General features: G+C 71.9%; 23 protein-coding genes and 1 tRNA gene. 15 read left to right on the forward strand and 9 right to left on the reverse strand.

What is annotated here, in order from left to right:
- The first annotated feature begins 12 nt into the window (after positions 1–12).
- The gene (locus ACFYQQ_RS21875) at positions 13–1,593 is read left to right on the forward strand and encodes a cation acetate symporter (protein WP_355793278.1); all 1,581 of its coding nucleotides are present in this window, start codon (positions 13–15) and stop codon (positions 1,591–1,593) included.
- A gap of 39 nt (positions 1,594–1,632) precedes the next feature.
- Here ACFYQQ_RS21875 and ACFYQQ_RS21880 read toward each other — a convergent pair whose 3' ends face one another.
- From ACFYQQ_RS21880 to ACFYQQ_RS21890, 3 genes are all read right to left on the reverse strand, one after another.
- Complete coding sequence (locus ACFYQQ_RS21880) at positions 1,633–2,517, reverse strand: DivIVA domain-containing protein (protein ID WP_356164015.1); 885 nt, start codon at positions 2,515–2,517, stop codon at positions 1,633–1,635.
- Between the two features lie 190 nt (positions 2,518–2,707).
- On the reverse strand, positions 2,708–5,503 hold the full coding sequence (locus ACFYQQ_RS21885; protein ID WP_388904995.1) for an SUKH-4 family immunity protein: 2,796 nt from the start codon (positions 5,501–5,503) through the stop codon (positions 2,708–2,710).
- Between the two features lie 7 nt (positions 5,504–5,510).
- Positions 5,511–6,527: an SMI1/KNR4 family protein gene (locus ACFYQQ_RS21890; RefSeq protein ID WP_355779539.1), complete on the reverse strand. Its 1,017-nt coding sequence runs from the start codon at positions 6,525–6,527 to the stop codon at positions 5,511–5,513.
- 256 nt (positions 6,528–6,783) lie between these two features.
- On the opposite strand from ACFYQQ_RS21890, the gene ACFYQQ_RS21895 reads away from it, so the two are divergent.
- Entirely contained in the window at positions 6,784–7,287 is a 504-nt protein-coding gene (locus ACFYQQ_RS21895) for a YwqJ-related putative deaminase (RefSeq protein WP_355779496.1), read from the forward strand.
- 61 nt (positions 7,288–7,348) lie between these two features.
- Positions 7,349–7,843 (forward strand): SUKH-3 domain-containing protein, encoded by a 495-nt coding sequence (locus ACFYQQ_RS21900; RefSeq protein ID WP_355779499.1) that lies wholly within the window; start codon positions 7,349–7,351, stop codon positions 7,841–7,843.
- A gap of 42 nt (positions 7,844–7,885) precedes the next feature.
- Here ACFYQQ_RS21900 and ACFYQQ_RS21905 read toward each other — a convergent pair whose 3' ends face one another.
- On the reverse strand, positions 7,886–9,199 hold the full coding sequence (locus ACFYQQ_RS21905) for a histidine kinase (protein ID WP_355779502.1): 1,314 nt from the start codon (positions 9,197–9,199) through the stop codon (positions 7,886–7,888).
- A 167-nt stretch (positions 9,200–9,366) separates the two neighbouring features.
- On the opposite strand from ACFYQQ_RS21905, the gene ACFYQQ_RS21910 reads away from it, so the two are divergent.
- From ACFYQQ_RS21910 to ACFYQQ_RS21945, 8 genes are all read left to right on the forward strand, one after another.
- Positions 9,367–10,224 carry a hypothetical protein gene (locus tag ACFYQQ_RS21910; RefSeq protein ID WP_355779505.1) on the forward strand — a complete coding sequence of 286 codons (858 nt, stop codon included), beginning with the start codon at positions 9,367–9,369 and terminating at the stop codon, positions 10,222–10,224.
- A 27-nt stretch (positions 10,225–10,251) separates the two neighbouring features.
- Positions 10,252–10,323, forward strand: a tRNA-Gln gene (locus ACFYQQ_RS21915).
- Positions 10,324–10,438: 115 nt separating this feature from the next.
- Positions 10,439–11,887, forward strand: a complete 1,449-nt coding sequence (gene glmU / locus ACFYQQ_RS21920) for a bifunctional UDP-N-acetylglucosamine diphosphorylase/glucosamine-1-phosphate N-acetyltransferase GlmU (protein WP_355779508.1) — start codon at positions 10,439–10,441, stop codon at positions 11,885–11,887.
- Between the two features lie 111 nt (positions 11,888–11,998).
- Positions 11,999–12,973 (forward strand): ribose-phosphate diphosphokinase, encoded by a 975-nt coding sequence (locus tag ACFYQQ_RS21925; protein WP_121402468.1) that lies wholly within the window; start codon positions 11,999–12,001, stop codon positions 12,971–12,973.
- Between the two features lie 184 nt (positions 12,974–13,157).
- Entirely contained in the window at positions 13,158–13,748 is a 591-nt protein-coding gene (locus tag ACFYQQ_RS21930; RefSeq protein WP_355779512.1) for a 50S ribosomal protein L25/general stress protein Ctc, read from the forward strand.
- A 70-nt stretch (positions 13,749–13,818) separates the two neighbouring features.
- Positions 13,819–14,430: an aminoacyl-tRNA hydrolase gene (gene pth, locus ACFYQQ_RS21935; protein WP_355779515.1), complete on the forward strand. Its 612-nt coding sequence runs from the start codon at positions 13,819–13,821 to the stop codon at positions 14,428–14,430.
- Positions 14,431–14,525: 95 nt separating this feature from the next.
- Positions 14,526–15,014, forward strand: a complete 489-nt coding sequence (locus ACFYQQ_RS21940) for a hypothetical protein (RefSeq protein ID WP_355779518.1) — start codon at positions 14,526–14,528, stop codon at positions 15,012–15,014.
- Positions 15,015–15,193: 179 nt separating this feature from the next.
- The gene (locus ACFYQQ_RS21945; RefSeq protein ID WP_356239526.1) at positions 15,194–15,895 is read left to right on the forward strand and encodes an LPXTG cell wall anchor domain-containing protein; all 702 of its coding nucleotides are present in this window, start codon (positions 15,194–15,196) and stop codon (positions 15,893–15,895) included.
- A gap of 79 nt (positions 15,896–15,974) precedes the next feature.
- On the opposite strand, the gene ppc is transcribed toward ACFYQQ_RS21945, so the two are convergent.
- The gene (ppc, locus tag ACFYQQ_RS21950; RefSeq protein ID WP_356163999.1) at positions 15,975–18,707 is read right to left on the reverse strand and encodes a phosphoenolpyruvate carboxylase; all 2,733 of its coding nucleotides are present in this window, start codon (positions 18,705–18,707) and stop codon (positions 15,975–15,977) included.
- A gap of 327 nt (positions 18,708–19,034) precedes the next feature.
- Here ppc and ACFYQQ_RS21955 point away from each other — a divergent pair, with 327 nt between their 5' ends.
- Together ACFYQQ_RS21955 and ACFYQQ_RS21960 are read left to right on the forward strand one after the other, a co-directional pair.
- A complete protein-coding gene (locus tag ACFYQQ_RS21955; protein ID WP_355790254.1) occupies positions 19,035–20,045 on the forward strand; it encodes a fatty acid desaturase in 1,011 nt (336 codons plus the stop codon).
- Positions 20,042–20,716 carry a TetR/AcrR family transcriptional regulator gene (locus tag ACFYQQ_RS21960; RefSeq protein ID WP_355790251.1) on the forward strand — a complete coding sequence of 225 codons (675 nt, stop codon included), beginning with the start codon at positions 20,042–20,044 and terminating at the stop codon, positions 20,714–20,716. Before ACFYQQ_RS21955 ends, ACFYQQ_RS21960 begins: the two co-directional genes overlap by 4 nt.
- On the opposite strand, the gene ACFYQQ_RS21965 is transcribed toward ACFYQQ_RS21960, so the two are convergent.
- Both ACFYQQ_RS21965 and ACFYQQ_RS21970 read right to left on the reverse strand, forming a co-directional pair.
- Complete coding sequence (locus tag ACFYQQ_RS21965) at positions 20,694–21,116, reverse strand: VOC family protein (RefSeq protein WP_355790248.1); 423 nt, start codon at positions 21,114–21,116, stop codon at positions 20,694–20,696. The two genes, ACFYQQ_RS21960 and ACFYQQ_RS21965, sit on opposite strands and share 23 nt — an antisense overlap.
- 4 nt (positions 21,117–21,120) lie before the next feature.
- Entirely contained in the window at positions 21,121–21,930 is an 810-nt protein-coding gene (locus ACFYQQ_RS21970; RefSeq protein ID WP_355790245.1) for a trans-aconitate 2-methyltransferase, read from the reverse strand.
- A 249-nt stretch (positions 21,931–22,179) separates the two neighbouring features.
- Between ACFYQQ_RS21970 and tamR the strand changes: the two genes are divergently transcribed.
- Positions 22,180–22,677, forward strand: a complete 498-nt coding sequence (gene tamR / locus ACFYQQ_RS21975; RefSeq protein ID WP_355790238.1) for a MarR family transcriptional regulator TamR — start codon at positions 22,180–22,182, stop codon at positions 22,675–22,677.
- Here the strand turns inward: tamR and ACFYQQ_RS21980 are convergent.
- Complete coding sequence (locus ACFYQQ_RS21980) at positions 22,636–23,403, reverse strand: response regulator transcription factor (protein ID WP_356163993.1); 768 nt, start codon at positions 23,401–23,403, stop codon at positions 22,636–22,638. The genes tamR and ACFYQQ_RS21980 overlap by 42 nt on opposite strands.
- Positions 23,404–23,655: 252 nt before the next feature.
- Here ACFYQQ_RS21980 and ACFYQQ_RS21985 point away from each other — a divergent pair, with 252 nt between their 5' ends.
- Positions 23,656–24,114 carry an N-acetyltransferase gene (locus ACFYQQ_RS21985; RefSeq protein ID WP_355781027.1) on the forward strand — a complete coding sequence of 153 codons (459 nt, stop codon included), beginning with the start codon at positions 23,656–23,658 and terminating at the stop codon, positions 24,112–24,114.
- 38 nt (positions 24,115–24,152) lie between these two features.
- Here ACFYQQ_RS21985 and galK read toward each other — a convergent pair whose 3' ends face one another.
- Positions 24,153–25,295, reverse strand: a complete 1,143-nt coding sequence (gene galK / locus ACFYQQ_RS21990) for a galactokinase (RefSeq protein ID WP_356163991.1) — start codon at positions 25,293–25,295, stop codon at positions 24,153–24,155.
- Between the last annotated feature and the right edge of the window lie 3 nt (positions 25,296–25,298).

Genomic DNA, 25,298 nt, shown 5'->3' on the forward strand with positions numbered 1-25,298 from the left:
TCCGCGCAGGCCATGTCCCTGGTGGCCTTCACCGCCGTCGCCACCATCACGCTGCTGCTGTGCGTGATGACGGGCCCCGACCGCGACGACATCGACGAGTTCTACACCGGCTACGGGTCGCTCTCCCCCATGCGCAACGGCCTCGCCATCGCCGGGGACTACATCTCCGCGGCGACCGTCCTCGGCACCGGCGGCGTCATCGCGCTCGCCGGGTACGACGGTGTCGTCCTCGCCCTGAGCACCGCCCTGTCCCTGATGCTGCTGATGTTCCTGCTGGCCGAACCGCTGCGCAACGCGGGCCGGTTCACCATGGGCGACGCCTTCGCGCGGCGCATGCCCGGACGCGCGGTCCGCATCACCGCGTGCGTCGCGACCATCGCCGCGCTGCTCCCGCTGATGCTGGTCCAACTGGCGGGCACCGGAGACCTGCTGGCGTTCCTCCTCGGGTTCTCCAGCGACTCCCTGAAGACCGGCTGCGTGATCGGGCTCGGGGTGCTGATGATCAGCTACGCGGCGATCGGCGGCATGAAGGGCACCGCCCTCATCCAGATCATGAAGATCGTGATGCTGCTGGGCTCCGGAATCGTGGTCGCCGTCCTCATCATGGGCCGCTTCGACTGGAGTCCGGGCGCCCTGCTGGACGCCGCCGCCCAGGGCAGCGGCGCGGGACCGGCCTTCCTGCGGTCGGGACTGCAGTTCGCGGGCGGACCCAGCCCCCGCCTGGACATGATCAGCGCGGAGCTGACCGTCGTCCTCGGCGGTGCCTGCCTGCCCCACATCACCATGCGCATGTACACCGCCAACAGCGCCCGCCAGGTGCGCCGTTCACTGTCCTGGGCGGTGCCGTCGGTGGCCCTGTTCGTGCTCGTCATCTCGGTCGTCGGGTTCGGCGCGACGGCGCTGATCGGACGCGAGGTGATCGCGGGCGCCGACCCGCAGGGCAACACGGCCTATCTGCTGGGCGCCCGGGCCGCGTTCGGGGCGAGCGTCTCGACTGCGGAGACCCTGCTGTTCACGACGGTCACCACCGCGCTGTTCCTGACGGTGCTCGCCTCCGTCGCCGGGATGATCCTGGCCTGCGCCAACTCCCTCGCGCACGACGTGTTCGCGGCGCGCGTGCAGGAGATGAGCCCGCGCCGCGAGATGACCGTCGCCCGGCTCTCCGCGCTCGCGGTCGGCGCACCGGCGATCCTGCTCGCCACCCTCGTCCAGCACCACAGCCTGCAGCCGCTGGTCACCCTGTCGTTCTGCCTGGGTGCGTCCGCCATAGCGCCCGCGCTGGTCTACAGCCTCTTCTGGCGCCGCTACACCCGCGCGGGCCTGATGTGCACCCTCATCGGCGGCACGCTCACCGTCCTCGTGCTGATGACCGGCACCAACCTGGTCTCCGGCTCGCCCGCCTCCGCCTTCCCCGAGGCCGACTTCAACTGGTTCCCGTTCACCACGACCGGCATCCTCTCCATCCCGCTGGGCTTCGCCTACGGCTGGCTGGGGACGGTGGTCTCCGGACGCCGCAAGGCGGAACAGCAGCGCCGGCAGTACGAGGCGGTGGAGGGCTGGATCCTGGCGGGAGCCGTCCGCCGCACCGACTGAAGCGGGCGGACCGCGGCACCACGGGCGCCGGCCGGGGGATCACTCGACCGGCGCCCGCCCCGTCAGCGCCATCAGCTTGCCGCGTACGTGGTCCATGTGGGCGCGCACCTCGTCCCAGCGCTCGCCGTGCTCCCGCAGCACCCGCTCGGTCTCCCGCGCGACGCCGTCCGCCCGCAGCCGGGCGTCCGCGAGCACCTCCGACGCCCGCTTCCCGGCCGCCTCCTCGGTGAGCCGCACCGACGCCTCGGCCTGCGCCAATTCCCGCCCGGCCGCCGCCAGTGCGGCCTCGGCCCGGGCCGTCAGCTCCTCGTGGTGCGCGTCGAGTTCCGCCGCCCGCTCCGCGGCCGCCCGCTCGGCCTCCTCCCAGCGCGCCGCCTGCTCCTTCTCCTGGTCGGCGAGCAGCGCCTCGGTGCGCCGCCGCACCTCACGCAGCACCGCCAGCACCTCACCGCGGCCCTCCTTGACCGCCCGCCGCGCCGCGATCCGCACGCCGTCCGCCTCGGCACGGGCCGCCGTCAGCCGCTCGCCCACCCGCTCGTCGGTCTCGGCACGCAAAGCCTCCGCGTACGCCTCGGCGTCCTCGCGCAGCCGCCGGCCCGCCTCCCGCGCCTCCTCCAGGGCCAGCCGCGCCCGCCGGCGGGCGTCCTCGCGCACCGCGTCGGCCTCCTCCACGGCCAGCGCGAACAGCCGCCGGGCGCTCTCGCCGAGACTCTCGTACGTCTGCGGGGCGAGGCCCGCGACCACCTCGCGCAGGTCCTCGGCGTCCTCTTCCATGTCATTGGCCAGCACGGTCAGCCGGGCGGCCCGCTCCCAGGCGGCGTCGCGGTCCCGCGAGAGCGCCTCGGTGAACGCGTCGACCTGCTCGGGACGGTAACCACGCCGTACGGCCACGAAGCCGTGCGGCGACACCGGAGCGCTGCTCATCCTGTAACCCCTCTCCGCCGTACACACACGAAATACGGAATGATTTCGCGCATATCTTGATGGATCGCACGGAAGTGTTCATAACGCGACACTCCACCCAGTCCATCCGGTCACGGCGCACAACAAAAGGGGCGAACCCGGTCATACGACCGAATCCGCCCCTCGGGTACGGAACCCCGCGCTCAGCGGCTCACAGCAGCCCGTCCCACATCTGCTCCAGCAGCACCGACCACCAGCTCTCCGGCGACCCCAGCGCCGCCGGGTCCAGAGCGGCCAGCTGCGCCTGGAAGTCCACCGTCCAGCGGCCCGCCTGCTCCTGGTTGAGACCGAACCGCAGCCGCCACATCCGGCCCAGCAGCGCCAGACAGCGCGCGAACTCCGGCAGCCCCGTGTTCACGAACTGCGGCGGCACCGACCCGCCACCGGGACCCGCCTCCACCGGCACGGCCACGATGTTCGCCGTCCCGTACTGGACACAGACCGCCCGGCCGAAGTCACTGCCCATCACCAGATACGAACCCGCGTCCGGAGACGGCTGCACACCCCGCTCCTGCGCCAGCTCGGCGAGCGTCGGCACCGGACGGCCCGGCTGCGCCTGCGCCCAGAAGAACGGCCCCATGTCGACCGGCAGCCCGGCCACCACCAGGGTGTGCGCCACGATCGGCGGCACGCCCTGCCGGGAGACCGCCGCCTGGTCGAAGCGGAAGACACCCGGCCCGAACGCCGCCGCCAGCTCGTGCGCGATGCCCTCCGGCGGGAGCGGCGGCGCCGGATGCACCGGCGGGATCGGCGCCCGCACCGGCGCCGGCCGCGCCGGACCGTCCGCCACCTGATGCAACTCGCCCTGGTGCGCGAGCAGTTGATGCATCCCCTGCTGTCGGCTCGCGTGGTCCGTGCCGTACGGGGCGATGCTGGTGATCCGCGCCTGCGGCCAGGTCTCCCGGATCATCCGCGCGCAGTACGCGCCCGGCAGCTCGCAGGACTCCAGCTCCGTGTGCAGCTCCAGCACCTGCTGCGGCGGCACGTTCATCGCGCGCAGCTCGTGCAGGATCTGCCACTCCGGGTGCGGGGTGCCCGGCGCGGACCGCCGGATCAGCTGCTGCTCGGACCCGTCCTGGGCCCGGTAGCGCAGCACCGCCTGGTAGCCGGGGCCCACCGTCGGCAGTCCGCCCTGCGGATACCCGTACGCCGGGGGCTGCTGACCGGGCACCGGCTGACCCGGCACGGGCTGACCCGGCATCGGCTGCGGAGCGCCCGGAGGCATGCCGGGGGCCTGCGGCGGCGGAGGCGCACCCGGGCCGCCGACCGCCGGACCCGCCAGCACGGTCTGCGCGTGATGGACCGCGCCCGGAGCACCGGGCGCCGCCGGAGCACCCGGAACGCCGGGCGGCTGCGGGGCACCGGGCTGGTGCGGGCCGCCGACCGCGGGGCCGGCCAGCATCGTCGCCGCGTGATGGGCGTCGCCCGCAGGCGTACCGCCCGGCTGGTTCGGCGCCCCCGGAGGCTGCGGGGCGCCGGGACCGGACGGTGCGCCCGGAGGCTGCGGAGCGCCCGGGCCGCCGACCGCGGGGCCCGCCAGCATCGTCGCCGCGTGATCGGGACCGCCCGCGGGCGTACCGCCCGGCTGGTTCGGCGCACCCGGAGCACCCGGGGCGCCCGGCCCGTCCGGGCCCAGCTGCGAGACGAGCTGCGTCGGCACGTAACCGCCCGCCGGAGCGCCCGGAGCACCGGGAGCCGGCGGAGGCGTCGGCCGCGCACCCGGCACACCCGGCGCACCCGGCGGCGGAGGCGTGGCCGCGCCACCGCCCCGGCCCGCCCGCGCCGGAGGCTGCGCCTTACTGGTCGCCGCGTCCGCGATGTCACCCGCGTTCGGCGGCAGCGGACGCCCGGCGGGCGCCGGACCCGCCGGCGGCTGCGGCGCGTGCGGCATCCCGGGAACCCCCGGGACGGGCGCCCCGTGCGGCGGCGTACCGGGAACAGCCGTCCCCGGAGCCGGCGTACCCGGACCACCGGAGGCCGCCCCTTGAGGCGGCGTGCCCGGAACACCCGGGCCCTGCGGGGCGCCCGGAACCGGGCCGGGCCCCTGCGGATAGCCGTACGACGGCGCACCCGGCGGCGGCGTGTCCTGCGGACCCGCCGCGGGCCGCGCACCCCGACCCTGCGGCCCAGAACCCGCGGGATCGTCCAGCGCCGGCGCCACCGTCGTCCGCGGAAGCATGCTGCCGCCCGACATAAGAGCCGTCTTGGCGTCCGGCGTCACACCCGGCGGCGGCGTCGCCGCGTCGTCGAAATCACTCAGCGGCGGCGCGAACACCGTCACCGGCAACGGCACCGAACGGTCCTCGCCCGCATCGCCGTTGGTGTCCGTCCCCGCCCACGGCGTCGCCCCCGCGGGCGCACCCGGCACCCGGTCCCGCGGCGGCGCGTCCTCGGCGTCGTCGGCCTCCGCCGCCGCCGGCCACGGCGTCGCACCCCCCGGAACACCCGGAACACCCGCACCCGCGGACCCCGCGTCACTGGCAGGCCCGTTCCCCGACGGACCCCCCGACGACGCGTCCGCGACCACCGGACGCGACCCCGCCCCGTCCGACGCACCCGCTCGACGGTCCGGAATCCCCATCCTGTCCGCCGCCTCCTGGAGCCACTCCGGAGGGCTCAACAAGAACGACGTCTGATTCAGATCGACCCGCTGCGCCGGCGCCGCGACCGGCTGCTCCGCCGCGTCCGCGACCCCGTACTCCTCCTCGTACCGGCGGATGACCTCACCCACCGGCAGACCCGGCCACAACGTCGCCTCACCGCTGTCCCGCGCGATGACCAGCCGCTGCGCACCACCGTCCGAACGCGGACCGTCCACACGGTCCTCCGCCCACACCACGAACCCGAGATCGAACTCCCGCACCCGCACCTCCCGGTGCTGGTACGCGGCCACGTCCCCGTTGATCCACTCCTCAGCGCGCTCCTGCGCCTGCGCGAAGGTCACCATCGGACGCTCACTCCCCCACCGAAGACACGGGCACGGCGTACGCGAAGCCACCGTCCACCATCAGGTTCGCCACCGTCTCCAGCTCCGGCGGATTGCCCGCGAGCCGCGACAGGAACTCGTCGAAGTCGTCACCGCACGGCAGCAGCAGCCGCTCCACCCGCTCGGCCGGCGGCCACGCGTCCTGATCCCGCGCGTCGTCGTACGCGCAGAACCAGACCGACCCGATCCGGTCGCCCTTCACCTTCACCGCCAGCAGACCGCCCTGCACGAAACCGACGCACAGATAGTCCTTGGTCAGATGGTCACGCAGACACTTGTTGATGTACACCAGGTCATTGACCGCCGCCTCGTCCCGCACCGTGAACAACGGCTGGTCCACCAGCAGCCCCAACTCCGCGTCCAGCGCGGCACCCACCGGCGCACACCCGCCCGCCGCCTTCAGGAACGACCGATAGGCACCCGGCAGCCGGTACCCCAGATCCTCCTCGACGCCCAGCACCTGCTGCTCCGTCACCGCCACCGACGCCTTCGGCAACCCGAAATGCGCCGGCCGCGTCTCCTGAAGCGGACGCGTCCCCCGCTTCTCCTGGTCCACCGCCGCCGTCGCCAGCCCACCGTGATGCCGCAACAACGCCTTCACCTCGACCGGAACCAGCTCAAGCCGCCGCGTCCCCGGCACGTGATGCCACGTCCAGCCGTGCGGCGTCGCCACCGACGGAATCGTGTCCCACAGGTCGTGCCCCGTCGCGGCCAGCGCGGCGTTCGCCGACACGTAGTCCGTCAACCGCAACTCGTCCACCCCGAAACCCTCCGGAGGCTCCGCGATCTCCGCGGCGGCACGCGCGTACGGCGAGAAATCCGGATAGCCGTGCTCGTCCACCCGTACCCCCTTGGGGTGACGCGCGGCCCGGACCGGATCCGGGAAATGCACGACCTGCCCGGCGTACGCCGCGTTCGGCGGCGCGGCTTGGCCCCCGGCCTGGCGGCCGGGAGGTGCCCCCAGCCCGAGCCGACCTGTCGTCATGACGATTGCCCCCTGCGGCGTTCTACGTACGGCTGTATGGATCCCGGATGTCGACAGCCTATGCGGTACGACGACACCGGTCACCGGGCCTCCGGATCCGTGACCAGCCGTCACAACGCAGTGACCGTGCGCCGAAGCCCGGGCGTGTCGCACCGCCCCAGCTTCCCCACCAGCCACGGCGTTTGGCAGTCTGTGTCCGCACCGGGCGGCGGTCACAACAGCGGCCGCCACCGCGGGACGGGAGGGGACGGCAACCATGAACGCGACGCAGACGGGCACGTCCGGCGACCCACGAGTCGGCTGGAGCAGCACCGACACACCCCACACCCCCACACTCCTCCACCGCCGCGACGGCATACTCCCCACCGTCGCCGCCGCCCTCTCCGTACGCGGCGCCACCCTCACCGGCACCGCCGCCCGCGGCGACCAGCCACCCGCCCTGCACCACCTCGTCCAGGACTTCCTCGACACCCTCACCAGCGGCCAGCGCGACCGCTTCACCGGACGCTGCGCCGAGGCCATCCTCATCTCCCGGCACATCGCGACCGCCGACGCCGCCCGCAGCAAACGCGCCGCACGCCGGCCCATGACCAACGGCGAGGCCCGAAAAGCCCTCAAGCACGCCAAACTCACCGCCCGCCGCATCCGCGAGGACGGCGACCCCCTGCACGGCAGCTTCGCCGCCCCGTGCCGCTCCTGCACCGCGCTCAGCGACCACTTCGGCGTCCGCATCATCGACCCGACCGCGCAGGACGACTGACCCCCACCCCCCGCACCACGGCGACCACGCCGGTCCACGACACTCGACGAACGAAGGGCAGATGCACGCCGACCGCACCTCCACCACACGCTTCTCCGTACCCGTCGACGCCGCGCTGCGGGACGCGGGCTGGCAGCCGGGACGCTGGGACATAAAGCAGGCCGAATACTGGGCCGACACCCTGCGCGGACACGCCTCACCCGCCGGACACCGGCACACCGTCTTCCCCGCCGCCGTCGAAGCCTGGGCCGAATTCGGCGCCCTGCACATCACCCCGCAGGGACCCGGACGACGCGTCGCCCCCGCCGCCCTCCACCTCGACCCCCTGCACGGCCTCCACATGGCCCGCACCCTCGGCGACCTCGGCCGCGCCCTCGACACCGAGGTCTGCCCCCTCGGCGAGGAGACCGACACCGGCGCCGCCCTCGCCATCGACAGCGAAGGCCGCGTCTACACCCTCGACCACACCGGCGACTGGTACCTGGGTCACGACATCGACCAGGCCCTCACCACACTCCTCACCGGCCTCGAACCGGTACGCCTCACCGCCGCCTGAACCGGCCCCGGGCGCCCGACCCCGGGCGCCCCCAGGACACCTTCAGGCCGCCGGCAACACCGCCGACACCCGGTAACCCCCCGCGTCCGTCGGCCCCGACACGAACACACCCCCCAGCGCCGTCACCCGCTCCTTCATCCCCACCAGACCGTTCCCGCCACTCGGCAACCGCGCCGCCGCCGCCGAACCCGGCTCCGGCGGCGGCTCGTTCTCCACCTGCATCGCGATCTCCGACGAACGATGCGCCAGACGCACATACGTCTTCGCCCCCGCCGCGTGCTTGTGCACGTTCGTCAACGCCTCCTGCACCACCCGGTACGCCGTCTGCTCCACCTCCGGCGCATACGACCGCACCTCCCCCTCCACCGACAGATCCACGACCATCCCCGCCGCCGCCGACTGACCCACCAACTCGTCCAGCTCCGCCAGACACGGCCCGTCCGCCGCCTCGTCCACCGCCCGCGACGCCGCCTCCGCCGCCGCAACCCCCACCGCCACCAACGGCACCACCGGACGCTGCCCCACCCGGGAATCCGACTCCCCCGACCGCAGCACCCCCAACATCTCCCGCAACTCCGTCAACGCCTGCCGGCCCATGTCCCCCACCAGCGCGGCATTGCGCACCGCCTTCTCCGGATCCTTGCGCGCCACCGCCTGCAACGCCGCCGCGTGCACCACCATCAACGACACCCGGTGCGCCACCACGTCATGCATCTCACGCGCGATCCGCGTCCGCTCCTCGCCCCGCGCCCACTCCGCACGCTCCTCCGCGCGCTCCGCCAGCAACTGCAGCTCCCGCTCCAGCGAATCCGCCCGCTCCCGCAGACTCTCCATCAGCCGGCGCCGCGCCCCCACATACAGGCCCAGCAACAGCGGAGGCGCCGTCAGCCCCAGCGACGTCGTGATCGACAGGAACGGCACGAACCAGTCCCCCGTCGTCAGATCACCCCGCACCACGTCCTGGCTCGCCCGCACGAACGTCACGATCAACGTCCCCACCAACGACATCCCCGCCAGCGCCCCGATGATCCGCCTCGGCAGCTCCGACGCCGCGAGCGTGTACAGCCCCACGACCCCCATCAGGAAACCCATCTGCGCCGGCGTGATCGCGATCGCGACCAGCACCACCGCGATCGGCCACCTCCGCCGCAGCACCAGCGCCGAACCGGCCACAAGACCGAACACGACACCCACCGCGACCGGCAGCCCCGCGTCCCGCGCGAAGGGCACACCCTCCGCCGCGCACTCGATCGCCGACGCCAGCGCCAGACCCACGTCCAGCACCGCACTGCGCCACTTCGCCCACCACCACGGCCCTCTCCCGGCCGCGGTGTGGTCTTCCCCCGTCGTGGTCATGCCTCCAGCCTACGGGCGCACCCCGCCCGTTTTCCGGTGAGTTTCCGCGACCGACCCCCACCACACGCCGCAATCGAACAGAAGCGAAACCTGCCGGTATCCCTCGAACTGCTGAATCGCACATTGTTCGCCCCCGGACCCTCACATTCCGCCCGAAGCCTGTGCCCATGGCATACGCACACGGCAAATACACCGACTTCGAAGCACTACGGGAACGAGCGGTGACGCTGCGCCGGGAGGGGCTCAGCCTGCGCCAGATCAAGGAGGCGCTCGGCGTCCGCGACAAGAAGGTCCTCCAGCGCCTCGTCGAGGGCGAGCCGCCCCCGGAGTGGACGAAGCGGCCGAACGCGAAGGACGACCTGCGGGACAGGGCCCGCGAGCTGCGCCGCCGCGGCTGGACGTACGACGAGATCCGGGCGGAGCTGGGCTGCTCCAAGAGCTCCGTCTCGCTGTGGGTGCGCGACCTCCCCCGCCCCGGGGCCCGCTGCACCCCGGAGGAGCAGCGGGCGCGGATGAACGCGGGGCTGGCACGCCTGCGCGCCTCCCAGGACCTGGAACGCGAGACGACCAAGCGGGGGGCGGCCGCCGCGGTCGGGCGGCTCTCCGACCGCGAGCTGTTCCTCGTGGGGGTGGGCCTCTACTGGGCCGAGGGCGCCAAGGACAAGCCCTACAGCCGCCGCGAGCAGGTTCTCTTCGTCAACAGCGACCCCGGGATGATCTCCGTCTTCCTCGCCTGGCTGGACCTTCTCCGGGTCGACCGCGCCCGCCTGCGCTTCCGCGTGATGATCCACGAGTCCGCCGACGTGGCCGCCGCCGAGCGCTTCTGGGCGGACCACGTCGGCCCCGGCGCCCACACCTTCAACAGGACCACCCTCAAGAGGCACAACCCGAGGACGGTGCGCAGGAACGTCGGTGACACCTACCGCGGATGCCTGGTCGTCTACGTCAGCCAGGGCGCCGAGTTGTACCGTCGCATCGAAGGTGCCTGGTACGGCATAGTGTTGGGTGCCAACTCGGCGACCTGACCAAATGTCCGGTTTAGTCGCGCTTGTTCCCCCGTGGTGTAATTGGCAGCACTGTGGCTTTTGGTGCCATCTGTCCGGGTTCGAGTCCTGGCGGGGGAGCTGTACTCGGTTCGGGTCCTGACAGCTCCGTCAGGGCCCGCTCCCATGTCGTCCCCGAAACGCCCCGGTATCCTGCGGATGTCCACCCCGCCATCCGTAGCCGAAGGGCATCCCCGTGAGCGCCAACCGCCCGGCAGCCGTCGTCGTCCTTGCAGCGGGTGAGGGCACCCGTATGAAGTCGGCCACACCGAAGGTCCTGCACGAACTCTGTGGCCGTTCGCTGGTGGGCCATGTGCTCGCCGCAGCGCGTGAGTTGGACCCCGAGAACCTGGTCGTCGTGGTGGGTCACGCCCGCGAGCAGGTCACCGCGCACCTCTCCGAGACCGATCCGGGCGTGCGGACGGCGGTGCAGGCCGAGCAGAACGGGACCGGGCACGCGGTCCGGATGGCGCTGGAGGAGCTGGGCGGCCCGGTCGACGGGACCGTCGTGGTGGTCTGCGGGGACACGCCGCTGCTGACGGGCGCGACCCTGGAGCGGCTGGCGGCGACGCACGCCGAGGACGGCAACGCGGTGACGGTGCTGACGGCCGAGGTCCCGGACGCGACGGGCTACGGCCGCATCGTGCGGGACGGCGCGAGCGGCGCGGTGACGGCGATCGTGGAGCACAAGGACGCGACGGAGTCGCAGCGCGCGGTCCGGGAGATCAATTCCGGGGTGTTCGCGTTCGACGGGCAGTTGCTGGCGGACGCGCTGGGGAAGGTGCGTACGGACAACAGCCAGGGCGAGGAGTACCTGACGGATGTGCTCGGGATCCTGCGGGAGGCGGGTCACCGGGTGGGGGCGTCGGTGGCTGCGGACCACCGGGAGATCGCCGGCATCAACAACCGGGTGCAGCTGGCGCAGGCGCGTCGGACGCTGAACGACCGTCTGCTGGAGCGGGCGATGCTGGCGGGTGTGACGGTGGTGGATCCGGCGTCGACGTGGGTGGACGTGTCGGTGACGTTCGAGCGGGACGCGGTGGTGCTGCCGGGGACGCTGCTGCTGGGGGCGACGCATCTGGGTGAGGGTGCCGAGGTGGGTCCGAACACGCGGCTGAAGGACACGGTGGTGGGCGCCGGGGCCCGGGTGGACAACACGGTGGCGGACGGCGCGGAGGTGGGTCCGCAGGCGAGTGTGGGTCCGTTCGCGTATCTGCGTCCGGGTACGCGTCTGGGGCTGAAGTCCAAGGTGGGTACGTACGTGGAGACGAAGAACGCGACGATCGGTGAGGGGACGAAGGTTCCGCATCTGTCGTATGTGGGTGATGCGACGATCGGTGAGTACTCCAACATCGGTGCGGCCAGCGTGTTCGTGAACTACGACGGGCAGGCGAAGCATCACACGACGGTGGGCTCGCACTGCCGGACGGGTTCGGACAACATGTTTGTGGCTCCTGTCACGATCGGGGACGGCGCGTACACCGCGGCGGGCTCGGTGATCACGAAGGATGTGCCGCCCGGTTCGCTGGCCGTGGCCCGTGGCCAGCAGCGGAATATCGAGGGTTGGGTGGCTCGTAAGCGTCCGGGGAGCGCGGCCGCGAAGGCGGCGGAGGTGGCTTCCCGGGAGCCGGACGGCGAGGGCTGACCGGAAACCGGCACGTCGGACACGGCGTACCGTGATAAGTGCTCTACCCGCACCCCCCAGCTGAGATCACTTCTCAACGCCCAGCTGAGACACCTCTGAGGAGACAGTGCTGTGACCGGGATCAAGACGACCGGCGAGAAGAAGATGATGTTCTTCTCCGGCCGCGCCCACCCCGAGCTTGCCGAGGAGGTCGCCCACAAGCTGGGTGTCGGGGTCGTCCCGACGAAGGCCTTCGACTTCGCGAACGGTGAGATCTACATCCGTTATCAGGAGTCGGCTCGTGGTGCCGACTGCTTCCTGATGCAGAGCCACACGGCTCCGATCAACAAGTGGATCATGGAGCAGTTGATCATGATCGACGCTCTGAAGCGGGCCTCCGCGCGGAGCATCACGGTGATCGTGCCGTTCTACGGTTACGCGCGGCAGGACAAGAAGCACCGTGGGCGTGAACCGATCTCGGCGCGCCTGATCGCGGATCTGATGAAGACGGCGGGTGCGCACCGGATTCTGACGGTGGACCTGCACACGGACCAGATCCAGGGCTTCTTCGACGGTCCGGTGGACCATCTGTTCGCGCTGCCGATCCTGGCGGACTACGTGGGTGCGAAGGTCGACCGCAGCAAGCTGACGGTCGTCTCCCCGGACGCGGGCCGGGTGCGGGTCGCGGACCGCTGGTGCGACCGGCTGGACGCGCCGCTGGCGATCGTGCACAAGCGCCGTGACAAGGACGTCGCCAATCAGGTCACCGTGCACGAGGTGGTGGGTGACGTGAAGGGCCGGGTGTGTGTCCTGGTCGACGACATGATCGACACGGGCGGCACGATCTGTGCGGCGGCGGACGCGTTGTTCGCGCACGGTGCGGAGGACGTCATCGTGACGGCGACGCACGGTGTGCTGTCGGGTCCGGCGGCGGACCGGCTGAAGAACTCGAAGGTGAGCGAGTTCGTGTTCACGGACACGCTGCCGACGCCGGGTGAGCTGGAGCTGGACAAGATCACGGTGCTGTCGATCGCGCCGACGATCGCGAACGCGGTGCGTGAGGTGTTCGAGGACGGTTCGGTGACGAGCCTGTTCGAGGAGCAGTGAGCCGTCCGCGGGCTTGCTGAAGATCGATTTCTGGTACGGCCTTCCCGCCGAGTAAGCTGTCACAGTTGCTCGGCGAGGGAGGCCGTACCGCTTTGTGCGTACGGCTGTCCGTTATCGACGCGCTCTTCGTAGCAGGCCGTTCGTGGCCGGGTGACCACTTTCCCCACGTTCTACGAGGAGTGACATGTCCGAGGTCAAGATCGCCGCTGAGTCGCGCACGGAGTTCGGCAAGGGTGCCGCGCGCCGTATCCGTCGTGACAGCAAGGTTCCCGGTGTCGTCTACGGCCACGGTGCCGAGCCGGTCCACGTGACGCTGCCGGGTCACGAGCTGCTGCTCGCCCTGCGTACCCCGAACGTCCTGCTCTCGCTGGAGCTCGACGGCAAGTCGCAGCTGGCGATCCCGAAGGCCGTGCAGCGTGACGCGATCAAGGGCTTCCTGGAGCACGTCGACCTGCTGCTCGTCCGCAGTGGCGAGAAGGTCACGGTCGAGGTCTACGTGCACACCGAGGGCGAGCTGGCCCCGGGCGCGTACCTGCTCGAGCACGTGCTGAGCACGCTGACGGTCGAGGCCGAGGCGACGCACATCCCCGAGTCGGTCACCGTGTCCATCGAGGGCCTGGAGGCCGGTGCCGCCATCCTCGCGAAGGACATCCCGCTGCCGTCGGGCACGAAGCTCGCCATCGACGAGGACGCGGTCGTCCTCCAGGTGCTGGCCGCGCAGGCGGAGGAGGCTTCCGCCGAGTCCGAGGGTGGCGACGAGGCCGCCGAGGCCTGATCCCCTCGATCTGCTCGAATGTCAGCCGCCGCTCCGTTCCGGGGCGGCGGCTGGTGTGTATCTAGGACACATGGGAGACACGGACGTGACGACCGACGCCAATGCGCCCTGGCTGATCGTGGGGCTCGGCAATCCGGGGCCCGAGTACGCGATGAACCGGCACAACGTGGGCTTCATGGTGGCCGATCTGCTGGCGGAGCGGGTGGGCGGGAAGTTCAAGCGGGCGGGCAAGGCGCAGGCGCAGGTGATCGAGGGGCGGATCGGTCCGCCGGGGCCGGCGAACCGCCGGGTGATCCTGGCGAAGCCGATGTCGTACATGAACCTGTCCGGTGGTCCGGTGAACGCGCTGCGGGACTTCTACAAGGTGCCGGTGGGTCATGTGGTGGCGGTGCATGACGAGTTGGACATCGATTTCGGTGTGCTGCGGTTGAAGCTGGGGGGCGGCGACAACGGGCACAACGGGCTGAAGTCGATGACGAAGGTGATGGGTCCTGACTATCACCGGGTGCGGTTCGGGATCGGGCGTCCGCCGGGGCGGATGCAGGTGGCGGATTTCGTGCTGAAGGACTTCTCGTCGGCGGAGCGCAAGGAGCTGGGGTACTTCGTGGACCGTGCGGCGGACGCGGCGGAGGCTCTGGTGATCGAGGGGCTGGAGCGGGCGCAGAGCACGTACAACTCGTGAGCGGGTGGGCGGGCCGGTCGATGTAGGGGGACAAGGGGCGACTTGTCGCCCGGGGCGGTTGACCGGGTGCAGTGCCATGGCCAAGGATCGCCGCCATGCGTTCCAAGGCCTCTTCCAGTCGATGCGCGTACGCGGCGCTGCGGTTCGGGCGGCTCGCGGTGATGGGCGCGGTCGCGGCGCTGATCCTGGTCGCGGGGGTGTGGGGTTCCTGGGGTACGGCGCAGCACGTGATGCTGACCAAGGGGCGTGAGCAGGGGACGATGCGGGTGACGTCCTGTGCGGACGACGCCTGTTGGGGGCCGTACCGGCCGGAGTCGGTGGGCTCGCGGGCGCGGTCGCGGGTGGTGATCGAGCAGCCGGTGGCGGTGGAGAAGGGGCGGACGTACTCGGTCGCGGTGAAGCCGGGCAGCGGTCAAGTGGTGCGTACGGGTCCCGCGGGGCTGTTGTACGCGTGGGTGCCGTTGGCGGGTGCGCTGTTGCTGGCGTCGGTGGTGGTGGCGGGGGGTCTGCGGCTGACCCGGGCGGCGTGGCTGATGGCGGGCGCGGGGGTCACGTTCCTGACGGCGACGTTCCTGGTGCTCTGAAGTCTTCTGCCGGGGGCGGATGTTCTCCGTGTTCCCCGATCGTTATCCGTGCCTTCGTGGGCGATCGGGGGCGCATGGGGCACGGGGGACGTTGCGTCTCTTGACGGGCGGCCGTGGCGGCTGGATGCTGAGCCGCCCCCTCCACATCTTCTGTCGCTCCTCCCGAAGATGGACTGCCCATGCGTACCCTCATCCGTGCCGGCGCTGTCGTCGCCGGTTTCTCCGCCGCGCTGCTGAGCGCGCCCGCCGCCCACGCCACGCCGCACACCGCTCCCGGTGACAACGGCACCGTCAAGATCCATGACGCCGTCACCGGTGAGGAGCTCCGCAGGAACGAGCCGCACGTGTGCGCGTTCTACCTGGACGCCTTCGGTTTCGACGGGGTGCAGGAGGTGGACTGGCACATCGAGGCCTGGGCGCCGACCGCCGATGTCAAGGGCGAGACGGTGAAGTCCGGTGAGCTGACCCTGGACGCCGAGGGTCACGGCCGCAGTGACGACGTGAAGCTGCCCGACGGGCACTACAAGCTGTTCTGGACCTTCGAGGGGGAGAAGGGCGCCGCGAAGCACAAGGTGTTCTGGTCGGACTGCGAGGACGAGGCGGGTGGCGGCGGCACTCCGTCCGCGTCCACGTCGCCGTCCGCCTCCGCTTCGGCGTCGCCGTCGGGGTCGACGAGCGCGTCTCCGTCGGCGCCCGCGTCGCAGACGTCGTCGGCTCCGGCGGAGGGTGCTTCGCCGTCCTCGTCGCCGTCCGCGCAGGGTGGCGGTGACCTCGCGGAGACGGGCAGCGGTGCGCCGGTGGGCGCGCTGTCGGCGGCGGCCGCGGCGCTGGTCGCGGCGGGCGGCTACCTGGTGTTCCGTCGTCGGGCGAACCGCGGCTGAGCCTGCGGCGCCGTGACATGGGGGTGGCCCCCGTCCTCGTGGGTGCGAGGGCGGGGGCCACGTCCGTGCGGGGGTGCGGTCAGCCGGTGTTGCGCAGGCCTGCCGCGACGCCGTTGACGGTGAGGAGCAGTGCCCGGGAGAGCAGCGGGTCGGGTTCGGCGCCCGCTGCCGCCTCGTCGCGCTGGCGCTTGAGGAGGGCGACCTGGAGGTAGGAGATCGGGTCGAGGTAGGCGTCGCGGATGGCGAAGGTCTGCTGGAGCACCGGGTGGGTGTCGAGCAGCTGTTCGCCGCCGGTGATGCGCAGCACCTCGCGGACGGTGAGTTCGTGTTCGGCCTTGATGGTGTCGAAGACGTGCTTGAGCTCGTCGGGGACGAGGGTGTCGACGTAGTGGCCGGCGATCCGCAGGTCCGTCTTGGCCAGCGTCATCTCGACGTTGGAGAGGAAGTTGCGGAAGAAGTGCCACTGTTCGTGCATCTCGTCGAGGACGCTGTCGAGGCCGGTCTCGCGCAGGGCCTTGAGGCCGGAGCCGACGCCGAACCAGCCGGGGACGATCTGCCGGGACTGGGTCCAGCCGAACACCCACGGGATGGCGCGCAGGCCGTCGAGGGAGACGCCCGAGCCGGGGCGCCGCGAGGGCCGCGAGCCGAGGTGCAGGTCGGCGAGCTGGTCCACGGGGGTCGAGGCGAGGAAGTACGTCGGCAGGTCGGGGTCCTCGACGAGCTCGCGGTAGGCGGCGTGGGCGGCGTCGGAGACGACGTCCATGGCGGCGTCCCAGCGGGCGAGGGCCTCGTCGGACTGGCGGGGGGCGGTGTGCAGGGCGGACGCCTGGAGGGTGGCGGCGACGGTCAGTTCGAGGTTCTCGCGGGCCAGTGACGGCACGAGGTACTTGTCGGAGATGACCTCGCCCTGTTCGGTGACCTTGATCTCGCCTTCGAGGGTGCCCCAGGGCTGGGCGAGGATCGCGTCGTGCGAGGGGCCGCCGCCGCGGCCGACGGTGCCGCCGCGGCCGTGGAAGAGGCGCAGGCGTACGCCGTAGCGGTGGGCGACGTCGCGCAGGCGGCGCTGGGCGCGGTGGATCTCCCACTGGGAGGTGGTGATGCCGCCGAACTTGGAGGAGTCGGAGTAGCCGAGCATGACCTCCTGGACGTCTCCGCGCAGCGCCACGAGGCGGCGGTAGGAGGGGTCGGAGAGCATGTCCTCGAGGATGGTGTCCGCGGCCTTGAGCTCGTCGGTTGTCTCCAGGAGCGGGACGATGCCGATCTTGGCCCAGCCGGCGTGCAGGTCGAGGAGTCCGGCCTCGCGGGCGAGGACGGCGGCGGCGAAGACGTCGTCGGCGCCCTGGCACATGGAGATGATGTAGGACTCGATGACCTCGGGTCCGAAGACCTCCAGGGCCCGCTTGACGGTCTGGAAGACGCCGAGGGTCTTCTCGCCGGCGGCGTCGACGGGGGCGGGGCTGGGGGCGAGGGGGCGGCGGGAGCGCAGTTCCTTGGCGAGGAGCTTGCCGCGGTAGTCGCGGGGCATGTCGGCGTAGCGCCAGGACTCCTCGCCGAGCCGGTCGAAGAGCTGGCCGAGGGCGTGGTGGTGGGCGTCGGCGTGTTCGCGGACGTCCATGGTGGCGAGCTGGAGGCCGAAGGCGGCGAGGGTGCGGATGGTGCGGTTCATCCGGCCGTCGGCGAAGAGGGCGCCGCGGTGTTCGCGCAGGGAGGTCTGGATGAGGGTGAGGTCGGCGAGCAGTTCGCCGGTGCCGAGGTAGTCGCGGCCTTCCTCGTGGGGGGTGCCCTTGGCGAGCCGGGTCTTGGTGTTCTCCAGCTTCTGGCGGATGCAGGTGGCCTTGAGCCGGTAGGGCTCCTCGGCGTTGAGCCGCTTGTAGCGGGGGCTGATCTCGGGCAGCCGCTCCAGGTCGGTGCGCAGGGAGGTGAGCAGTTCCTCGGTGGCGCCCGTGTATCTGATGGAGTTGGACAGGAAGCCGCGGAGCTCGTCGATGGTCTCCAGGGCGTCGTTGATGCCGTGTTCGTGCTGGAGGATCAGGACGTCCCAGGTGACCTGGGGGGTGACGTTGGGGTTGCCGTCGCGGTCGCCGCCGATCCAGGTGCCGAAGGTGAGGGGGCGGGTGTCGTCGGGCAGGACGACGCCGACGCGCTCCAGTTCGGCGGTGAGGTCCTCGAGGACGTCGCCGACGGCGCCGGCGTGCAGTTCGTCGAGGTAGTAGATGGCGTTGCGGGCCTCGTCGGCGGGCTCGGGGCGGACGACGCGCAGTTCGTCGGTCTGCCACACGAGGTCGATGTTCTCGGCGAGCCGGGTGTCGTGGCGGCGCCGGTCGGACTCGATGACGGGGGTCTCCAGCAGGGCCGCGATGCGGCGCAGCTTGTTCAGTACGGAGCGGCGGGCGGCCTCGGTGGGGTGCGCGGTGAAGACCGGTCGGACGTTGAGGTTCCGAACGGTGTCGCGCAGGTGTTCGGGGTCGGCGTCCTTGAGGCGGTCCGCGGTGCGGGCGAGGAGGCCGCCCTCGGCGGCGCGCCGGGCGCGCAGCTCGCGGCCGCGGTGCACCTGCTCGGTGACGTTCGCCAGGTGGAAGTACGTGGAGAAGGCGCGGACCAGCTTGGCGGCGGTCTCCAGTTCCGTGCCGCGGAGCAGCTCGGCGGCGGCCTCGCCGTCCTCGCGGGTCAGGCGGCGGACCTTCTCGACCAGTTCCAGCAGCTCGGGGCCCTCCTGCCGGACGAGGGTCTCGCCCAGCAGGTCGCCCAGTCGGCGGATGTCGGCGCGCAGCTCGGTGCTGGTCGTCATGGTCTGATCGTCGGCACTGCTCACAGGTGCGGCTCCTTGCAGTGTTGAAGCTCGTCTGAAGCTCGTCTGGAGGGGAACCCGGGTGACGACCGCGCGGCGGGGTGCCGCTTAGGGACGTGGCATCCGGGAAGAAATCAGAACGGACCGCGCTGTCCGACCGACTCCAAGGATAGGTGTCCATGCGGACGCGCAGACTCTCGGGCTCGTGCCGTCTGCCTTCGCGCTGCCATACTTACGATGCCGTAGGTTACGGAACCGTAGGGACGCCCGTCGCCTCCAGGGATGTCTTCCGGATCCCTACCCGCGGCATCTCTCTCAACCCCAAACCCTCGACCCCACAAGGGGACGCCCATGACCGCAAGCTCCGATGTGATCGAAGACGCTCCGCAGGCGGACGACGACGGCACGCTCCCTCCGGCCACGCTGGGGGGTGAACAGAAGCGTTCGGTGGAACAGCTGGCGCTGCTGCTGTTCATCGTCTTCCCCTTCATCGCCCTGCTGGCGGCCGTGCCGCTGGCCTGGGGCTGGGGGGTGAGCTGGCTGGACCTCGGCCTGCTGGTGTTCTTCTACTACCTGGGGTGCCACGGCATCACGATCGGTTTCCACCGGTACTTCACGCACGGTTCCTTCAAGGCCAAGCGGCCGCTGCGGATCGCGCTGGCGATCGCCGGCTCGATGGCGGTCGAGGGGCCCGTGGTGCGCTGGGTGGCCGACCACCGCAAGCACCACAAGTTCTCGGACGCGGAGGGCGACCCGCATTCGCCGTGGCGTTTCGGTGAGACCCTGCCCGCGCTGATGAAGGGCCTGTGGTGGGCGCACATCGGCTGGATGTTCGACGAGGAGCGCACCTCCCAGGAGAAGTACGCCCCGGACCTGATCAAGGACCCGGCCATCCGGGCGATCTCGCGCCAGTTCATCGCGTGGACGGCGCTGTCGCTGGCGCTGCCGGCGCTGATCGGCGGTCTGGCGACGATGTCCTGGTGGGGCGCGTTCACGGGCTTCTTCTGGGGTTCACTCGTGCGGGTGGCGCTGCTGCACCACGTGACGTGGTCGATCAACTCGATCTGCCACGCGGTGGGCAAGCGGCCCTTCAAGTCGCGTGACCGTTCGGGCAACGTGTGGTGGCTGGCCGTGCTGTCGTGCGGCGAGTCCTGGCACAACCTGCACCACGCCGACCCGACGTCGGCGCGGCACGGGGTGGAGCGCGGCCAGCTGGACTCCTCGGCCCGGATCATCCGCTGGTTCGAGCAGCTGGGCTGGGCCTACGACGTGCGCTGGCCGTCACGCTCGCGTATCGATTCCCGCCGGAACACGGACGGGACGGGCGCCCGCCGCAAGCCGGAGACCGCCGACGCGGCATGATGGACGGCGTGGCGACCGACTCCAGCACATCCGGCAACGACAAGCAGCGGCGTCCTCGCCGGACCCGTATGACCGGTGCTGAAAGACGCCAGCAGCTTCTCGAGATCGGTCGCACGCTGTTCGCCGCCAAGGGTTTCGAGGCCACGTCGGTGGAGGAGATCGCGGCCAAGGCCGGGGTCTCCAAGCCGGTGGTGTACGAGCACTTCGGCGGCAAGGAGGGCCTGTACGCGGTGGTGGTGGACCGGGAGATGCGCCGGCTGCTGGACATGGTGACCAGTTCGCTGACGGCCGGGCATCCCCGTGAGCTGTGCGAGCAGGCCGCGTTCGCGCTCCTGGACTACATCGAGGAGTACACGGACGGTTTCCGGATCCTGGTCCGCGACTCCCCCATCCCGCAGTCGACGGGTTCCTTCGCGTCCCTCATCTCGGACATCGCCACGCAGGTGGAGGACATCCTGGGCCGCGAGTTCAAGAGCCGCGGCTTCGATCCGAAGCTGGCGCCGCTGTACGCGCAGGCCCTCGTCGGCATGGTCGCGCTGACCGGTCAGTGGTGGCTGGACGTGCGGCGGCCGAAGAAGGCCGAGGTCGCCGCCCACCTGGTGAACCTGGCCTGGCACGGGCTGGACGGCCTGGAGGCCAAGCCGCGCCTCATCGGCCACCGCAAGGCGTAGGCCGCGTCCGCGAAGCCCCTCCGGACACGGCCTGGGCCAGCGGTGCGGGTTCCAGGAACTCCAGCCGGTTGCCGGCCGGGTCCTCGGAGTAGAAGCGGTGGTGGCCCGGGAGCCCGTCGTCCCAGGTGACGGGCGCGCCGTGCGCCGCGAGGCGGTCCGCGTACGCCTGGATGCCGCGCACCCCGAGCCCCGGGTGCGCCTTCCTCGCCGCCCGGAAGTCCTCCTCGATCCCCAGGTGCAGCCGCACCGCGCCCGCCGCGAACCAGCAGCCCCCTCGGTCGGCGAGCGCGGGCGGCTTGGGGACCTCGGTCATGCCGAGGACGCCCACGTAGTACGCGCGCAGGGCGTCCTCGGAGCCGGCCGGGGCGGCGAGCTGGACGTGGTCGACGTGAGTCAGCACCGGATCAGCCCGCCTTCCGGGCGACGGCGAAGACACGGCGGAACGGGAACACCGTGCCGTGCTCGCCCGCCGGGTACGCCGTGCGCAGGGCCGCCCGGTACTCCTCCACGAACGCGTCCGCGTCCGGCCCGAGCTCGGTGAGCACGGGCCGCAGACCGGTCCCCTTCACCCAGTCCAGCACCGGGTCCTCGCCCCGGAGGAGGTGCAGGTACGTCGTCTCCCAGACGTCGGCGTCGCAGCCGAGGGCGGTGAGGCGGTCGAGGTAGCCGGCCGGGGTGAGGATCGCGCCGTCGTGGCGCAGTGTCCCGCCCAGGCGTTCGCGCCAGCGCGGGGAGGTGGCGATCTCGCGCATCAGCCGGTGGCTGGGCGAGTCGAAGTTGCCGGGGACCTGGAAGGCGAGGGTGCCGCCGGGGGCGAGCGCGTCCACCCAGGCCGGGAAGGACGCCGGGTGCCCGGGGACCCACTGCAGCGTGGCGTTGCTGATGATCAGGTCGTACGGCTCGGCGGGCGTCCAGGTCCGGGCGTCGGCGGCGGCGAAGTCGAGGTGGCCGCCGCCCGGGGTGGGGCCCTCGTGGTCGGCGCGGGCGCGCTCCAGCATCTGCGGCGAGTTGTCGTAGCCGGTGATGTGGGCGGTGGGCCAGCGGGCGGCGAGCAGGGTGGTGACGTTGCCGGGGCCGCAGCCGAGGTCGGCGATGCGGGCGGGCCGGCCGGGGAGGTCCGGGACGCGGGCGAGGAGGTCGGCGAAGGGGCGGGCGCGGTGGTCCGCGTGGCGCAGGTACTGGCTGGGGTCCCAGAGGGGGGCGGCGGCGGGCATGACGGGGGCCTCCTTGAGGTGTCGTCCGGCCGGTCGGATCCCGTGCGGGTCCGGTGCGGTGGCGTCCTGGACGGGCGGTCGGGACGATGGGTCCGGGGCGGTCGCGTGGGCGGCGGTGTCGGGCAGCGGGGCGTGTCCCGGGCGTCCGGCCTTGCGTGAAGGCGCGGCTCCGGGCGGTCTCCACCCTCACACCGGAAGTATCTTGACGTCAAGAGACTTCACGTCGACACAACCACTACACTGATCGTCATGGAGGACGAGGTCGATCGGCTGGTCGCAGCGTGGCGCCGGGAGCGCCCTGACCTCGACGTGGAACCGCTCGAGGTGCTCAGCCGGGTGAGCAGACTGGCCCGCCACCTGGACCGCGCGCGCCGCCTGGCGTTCTCCGAGCACAGCCTGGAGCCCTGGGAGTTCGACGTCCTGACGTCGCTGCGCCGCGCGGGCGCCCCCTATCAGCTCTCCCCCGGCCAGCTGCTGACGCAGACCCTGGTGACCTCGGGCACGATGACGAACCGTATCGACCGGCTCGCCAAGAAGGGCCTGGTGGAGCGGCTGCCCGACCCCAGCGACCGCCGGGGCGTGCTGGTGCGGCTCACCGAGGAGGGCCAGGACCGCGCCGACCAGGCGCTCGCCGGACTCCTCGCCCAGGAGCGGGCGATCCTGGCGGAGCTCAGCCGGGCCCAGCGCGGTGAACTGGCCGCGCTGCTACGCCAGTTGACCGCCCCGTTCGACAACATCCCCGGCTAGGTCGACCGGGCCCACCCCGGCCCGCCGGGCGAGCGCGACCGCCGCGAGCGTGGAGTGCACCCCGAGCTTGCCCAGGACGTTCTGCATGTGCGTGCGCACGGTGTGCGGCGACAGGAACAGCCGCTCGGCGACGGCCTTGCGCCCCAGTCCGGCGACCATGCACCGCAGCACCTCGCGCTCTCTCGGCGTGAGGGACTCCACCAGGCGCTCGCTCTCGGTGCGGTGCTTTCGGGCGGCCGTCAGCTCCCGCAGCACGCCCGTGAGCAGGGCGGGCGGCAGATGCGTCTCGTCGCGCAGGACACCCCGTATGACGGTCAGCAGCCGGGACAGCGAACAGTCCTTGGCGACCCAGCCCGAGGCGCCGGCCTGCAGGGCGAGGGCCGCGCGGCGCGGGTCGTCCTTCTCGGCGAGCACCACCGTACGGACGTGGGGCTGGCCGGAGCGGACCCCGGCGACGAGCGAGATGCCGTCGACCAGCCCGTCCTCGTTGCTCTCCTGCACGGGAACAGCCGGGCGCATGCCCGGGACGTTGCCGCCCAGGTCCGCGTCGACGAGCAGGACGTCGAATCTGCGCCCTTCCGCGGCCCCCCGCTCCAGGCAGCGCAGCGCGGCGGGGCCACTGCCCGCCGCGGACACGTCGACGTCGGGCTCGGCGGCCAGGGCCGCGGCGAGAGACTCGGCGAAGATGCGGTGGTCGTCGACGACCAGGACTCGGATGCGAACCACTGAAACCCCCACTGTCGGAGGACGACCTGCGCAGGTACGACGCCCGGGAACGACCCCGGACCCCCGGGGCCCGGGGTGGGGCGCCGCAGCCGCACGGCCGCCGCCGTGCTGGAACTGCTACCCCCACTCCGGGCGTCGTACCCGGCTGTCTCGCCCCCTGATAGCACCGGCCCCCACCGGTGCTGTTCATCAGGGTAGGGCTGGGAGCGGGGAGGGGAAGGCAATTTGCAGAACTGGTTGGCCAGCGCGTTTATGGTGAGCCGTATGTTTCGTCTTGAGACAGAAGTGGACAGGGAACGGCGGGATCTGCTGCGCCGGCGGCTGCGGGAGGCCAACACGCAGGCCTCGCCGGTGCTGCGCTCCCTGCGGGGGACCCCCGGTGAGCGGGAGGTTCCGCTCCACGTCTGGGCTCTGGACGACGCCGGAGCGCTCGCGGGCGGACTCGTCGGGCACGCCTGGGCGACCTGGCTGCACGTCACGTATCTGTGGGTCGACGGCCGGCACCGGGGGGCGGGGCTCGGGAGCCGGCTGCTCGCGCGGGCCGAGCGGGCCGCGCGCGACGACCACGGCTGCCGCAGCGCCCGGCTGGAGACCTGGGACTTCCAGGCCCCCGACTTCTACCGCAAGCAGGGCTACGAGGTGGTGTGCGTGATCCCCGGCTATCCACCGGGGATCACGGAGTACACGCTCACCAAGCGGCTGACCCGCTGAGGGTCCCGCCGCCTCCGCGCCCCCCCTTGCCGAGGGGCTCAGCTCACCCGGTGGGCGCCCGCCGCCGGGACCGCCGGGAACACCCGGGGGGCGGTGTGACCGGCCGCGGCGAACGCCTCCGTCACCGCCTTGGTGACGGTGTCGACGTCGGCGGACTCCACCAGGACGACCGCCGAGCCGCCGAAGCCGCCGCCCGTCATCCGCGCCCCGAGCGCCCCCGCCGCGTTGGCGGAGGACACCACGAGATCCAGCTCCGGGCAGGAGATGCGCAGGTCGTCCCGGAGGGAGACGTGCCCCTCGGTGAGGACGGGCCCGATGGCGCGCACGTCACCCGCGTCCAGCAGCCCGATGACCCGCTCGACCCGGTGGTCGTCGGAGACGACGTGCCGGACGTAGCGGCGCACCCGCTCGTCGGACAGCCGCTCCAGCGCCGCGTCCAGGTCCTCGTACGCGACGTCGCGCAGGTGGGAGACGCCGAGCTGCCGCGCGCCCTCCTCGCATCCCTCGCGCCGCTCCGCGTAGGCGCCGTCGCCGAGGGCGTGCTTGACGCGGCTGTCGACGACGAGCAGTTCGAGTCCCTGGGCCGCGAGGTCGAAGGGGACCTGACGGATCGACAGATCACGGCAGTCGAGGTGCAGGGCGTGTCCCTCGGTGCAGCACGCCGACGCCGTCTGGTCCATGATCCCGCAGGGCACGCCGACGAAGTCGTTCTCCGCGCGCTGCGCCAGCCGGGCCAGTTCGGGCCGGGTGAGGCCGAGTTCGTACAGGTCGTTCAGGGCCAGGGCCGTCACGACCTCCAGGGCCGCGGAGGAGGACAGGCCCGCGCCGGTCGGCACGGTGGAGGCGAGATGCAGGTCGGCGCCGGTCACCGCGTGGCCGGCGGCGCGCAGCGCCCACACCACGCCGGCCGGGTACGCGGCCCAGCCGGTGTCGGTGAGCGGCTCCAGCGTGTCGACGTGCAGTTCGACGACGGGTCCCCGGACGTCGGCCGAGTGCAGCCGCAGGACGCCGTCCTCGCGACGGGAGACCGCCGCCACCGCGGTGTGCGGCAGGGCGAGCGGCATCACGAACCCCTCGTTGAAGTCCGTGTACTCGCCGATCAGGTTGACCCGGCCGGGGGCCGCCCATACGCCCTCCGGCGCGGCCCCGTACAGCTCCTGGAATCCTTCGCGAACCCCCACCTG

This window comes from Streptomyces sp. NPDC005496 (genome assembly GCF_042872045.1).
Lineage (GTDB): Bacteria > Actinomycetota > Actinomycetes > Streptomycetales > Streptomycetaceae > Streptomyces.

What these genes read in the sequence shown, in the direction of transcription:
- ACFYQQ_RS21875 (WP_355793278.1), top strand. Translation starts at nt 13, where the DNA reads ATGTCCCTGGTGGCCTTCACCGCCGTCGCCACCATCACGCTGCTGCTG.
- ACFYQQ_RS21880 (WP_356164015.1), bottom strand. Translation starts at nt 2,517, where the DNA reads ATGAGCAGCGCTCCGGTGTCGCCGCACGGCTTCGTGGCCGTACGGCGT.
- ACFYQQ_RS21885 (WP_388904995.1), bottom strand. Translation starts at nt 5,503, where the DNA reads ATGGTGACCTTCGCGCAGGCGCAGGAGCGCGCTGAGGAGTGGATCAAC.
- ACFYQQ_RS21890 (WP_355779539.1), bottom strand. Translation starts at nt 6,527, where the DNA reads ATGACGACAGGTCGGCTCGGGCTGGGGGCACCTCCCGGCCGCCAGGCC.
- ACFYQQ_RS21895 (WP_355779496.1), top strand. Translation starts at nt 6,784, where the DNA reads ATGAACGCGACGCAGACGGGCACGTCCGGCGACCCACGAGTCGGCTGG.
- ACFYQQ_RS21900 (WP_355779499.1), top strand. Translation starts at nt 7,349, where the DNA reads ATGCACGCCGACCGCACCTCCACCACACGCTTCTCCGTACCCGTCGAC.
- ACFYQQ_RS21905 (WP_355779502.1), bottom strand. Translation starts at nt 9,199, where the DNA reads ATGACCACGACGGGGGAAGACCACACCGCGGCCGGGAGAGGGCCGTGG.
- ACFYQQ_RS21910 (WP_355779505.1), top strand. Translation starts at nt 9,367, where the DNA reads ATGGCATACGCACACGGCAAATACACCGACTTCGAAGCACTACGGGAA.
- ACFYQQ_RS21930 (WP_355779512.1), top strand. Translation starts at nt 13,158, where the DNA reads ATGTCCGAGGTCAAGATCGCCGCTGAGTCGCGCACGGAGTTCGGCAAG.
- pth (WP_355779515.1), top strand. Translation starts at nt 13,819, where the DNA reads ATGGGAGACACGGACGTGACGACCGACGCCAATGCGCCCTGGCTGATC.
- ACFYQQ_RS21940 (WP_355779518.1), top strand. Translation starts at nt 14,526, where the DNA reads ATGCGTTCCAAGGCCTCTTCCAGTCGATGCGCGTACGCGGCGCTGCGG.
- ACFYQQ_RS21945 (WP_356239526.1), top strand. Translation starts at nt 15,194, where the DNA reads ATGCGTACCCTCATCCGTGCCGGCGCTGTCGTCGCCGGTTTCTCCGCC.
- ACFYQQ_RS21955 (WP_355790254.1), top strand. Translation starts at nt 19,035, where the DNA reads ATGACCGCAAGCTCCGATGTGATCGAAGACGCTCCGCAGGCGGACGAC.
- ACFYQQ_RS21960 (WP_355790251.1), top strand. Translation starts at nt 20,042, where the DNA reads ATGATGGACGGCGTGGCGACCGACTCCAGCACATCCGGCAACGACAAG.
- ACFYQQ_RS21970 (WP_355790245.1), bottom strand. Translation starts at nt 21,930, where the DNA reads ATGCCCGCCGCCGCCCCCCTCTGGGACCCCAGCCAGTACCTGCGCCAC.
- tamR (WP_355790238.1), top strand. Translation starts at nt 22,180, where the DNA reads ATGGAGGACGAGGTCGATCGGCTGGTCGCAGCGTGGCGCCGGGAGCGC.
- ACFYQQ_RS21985 (WP_355781027.1), top strand. Translation starts at nt 23,656, where the DNA reads ATGGTGAGCCGTATGTTTCGTCTTGAGACAGAAGTGGACAGGGAACGG.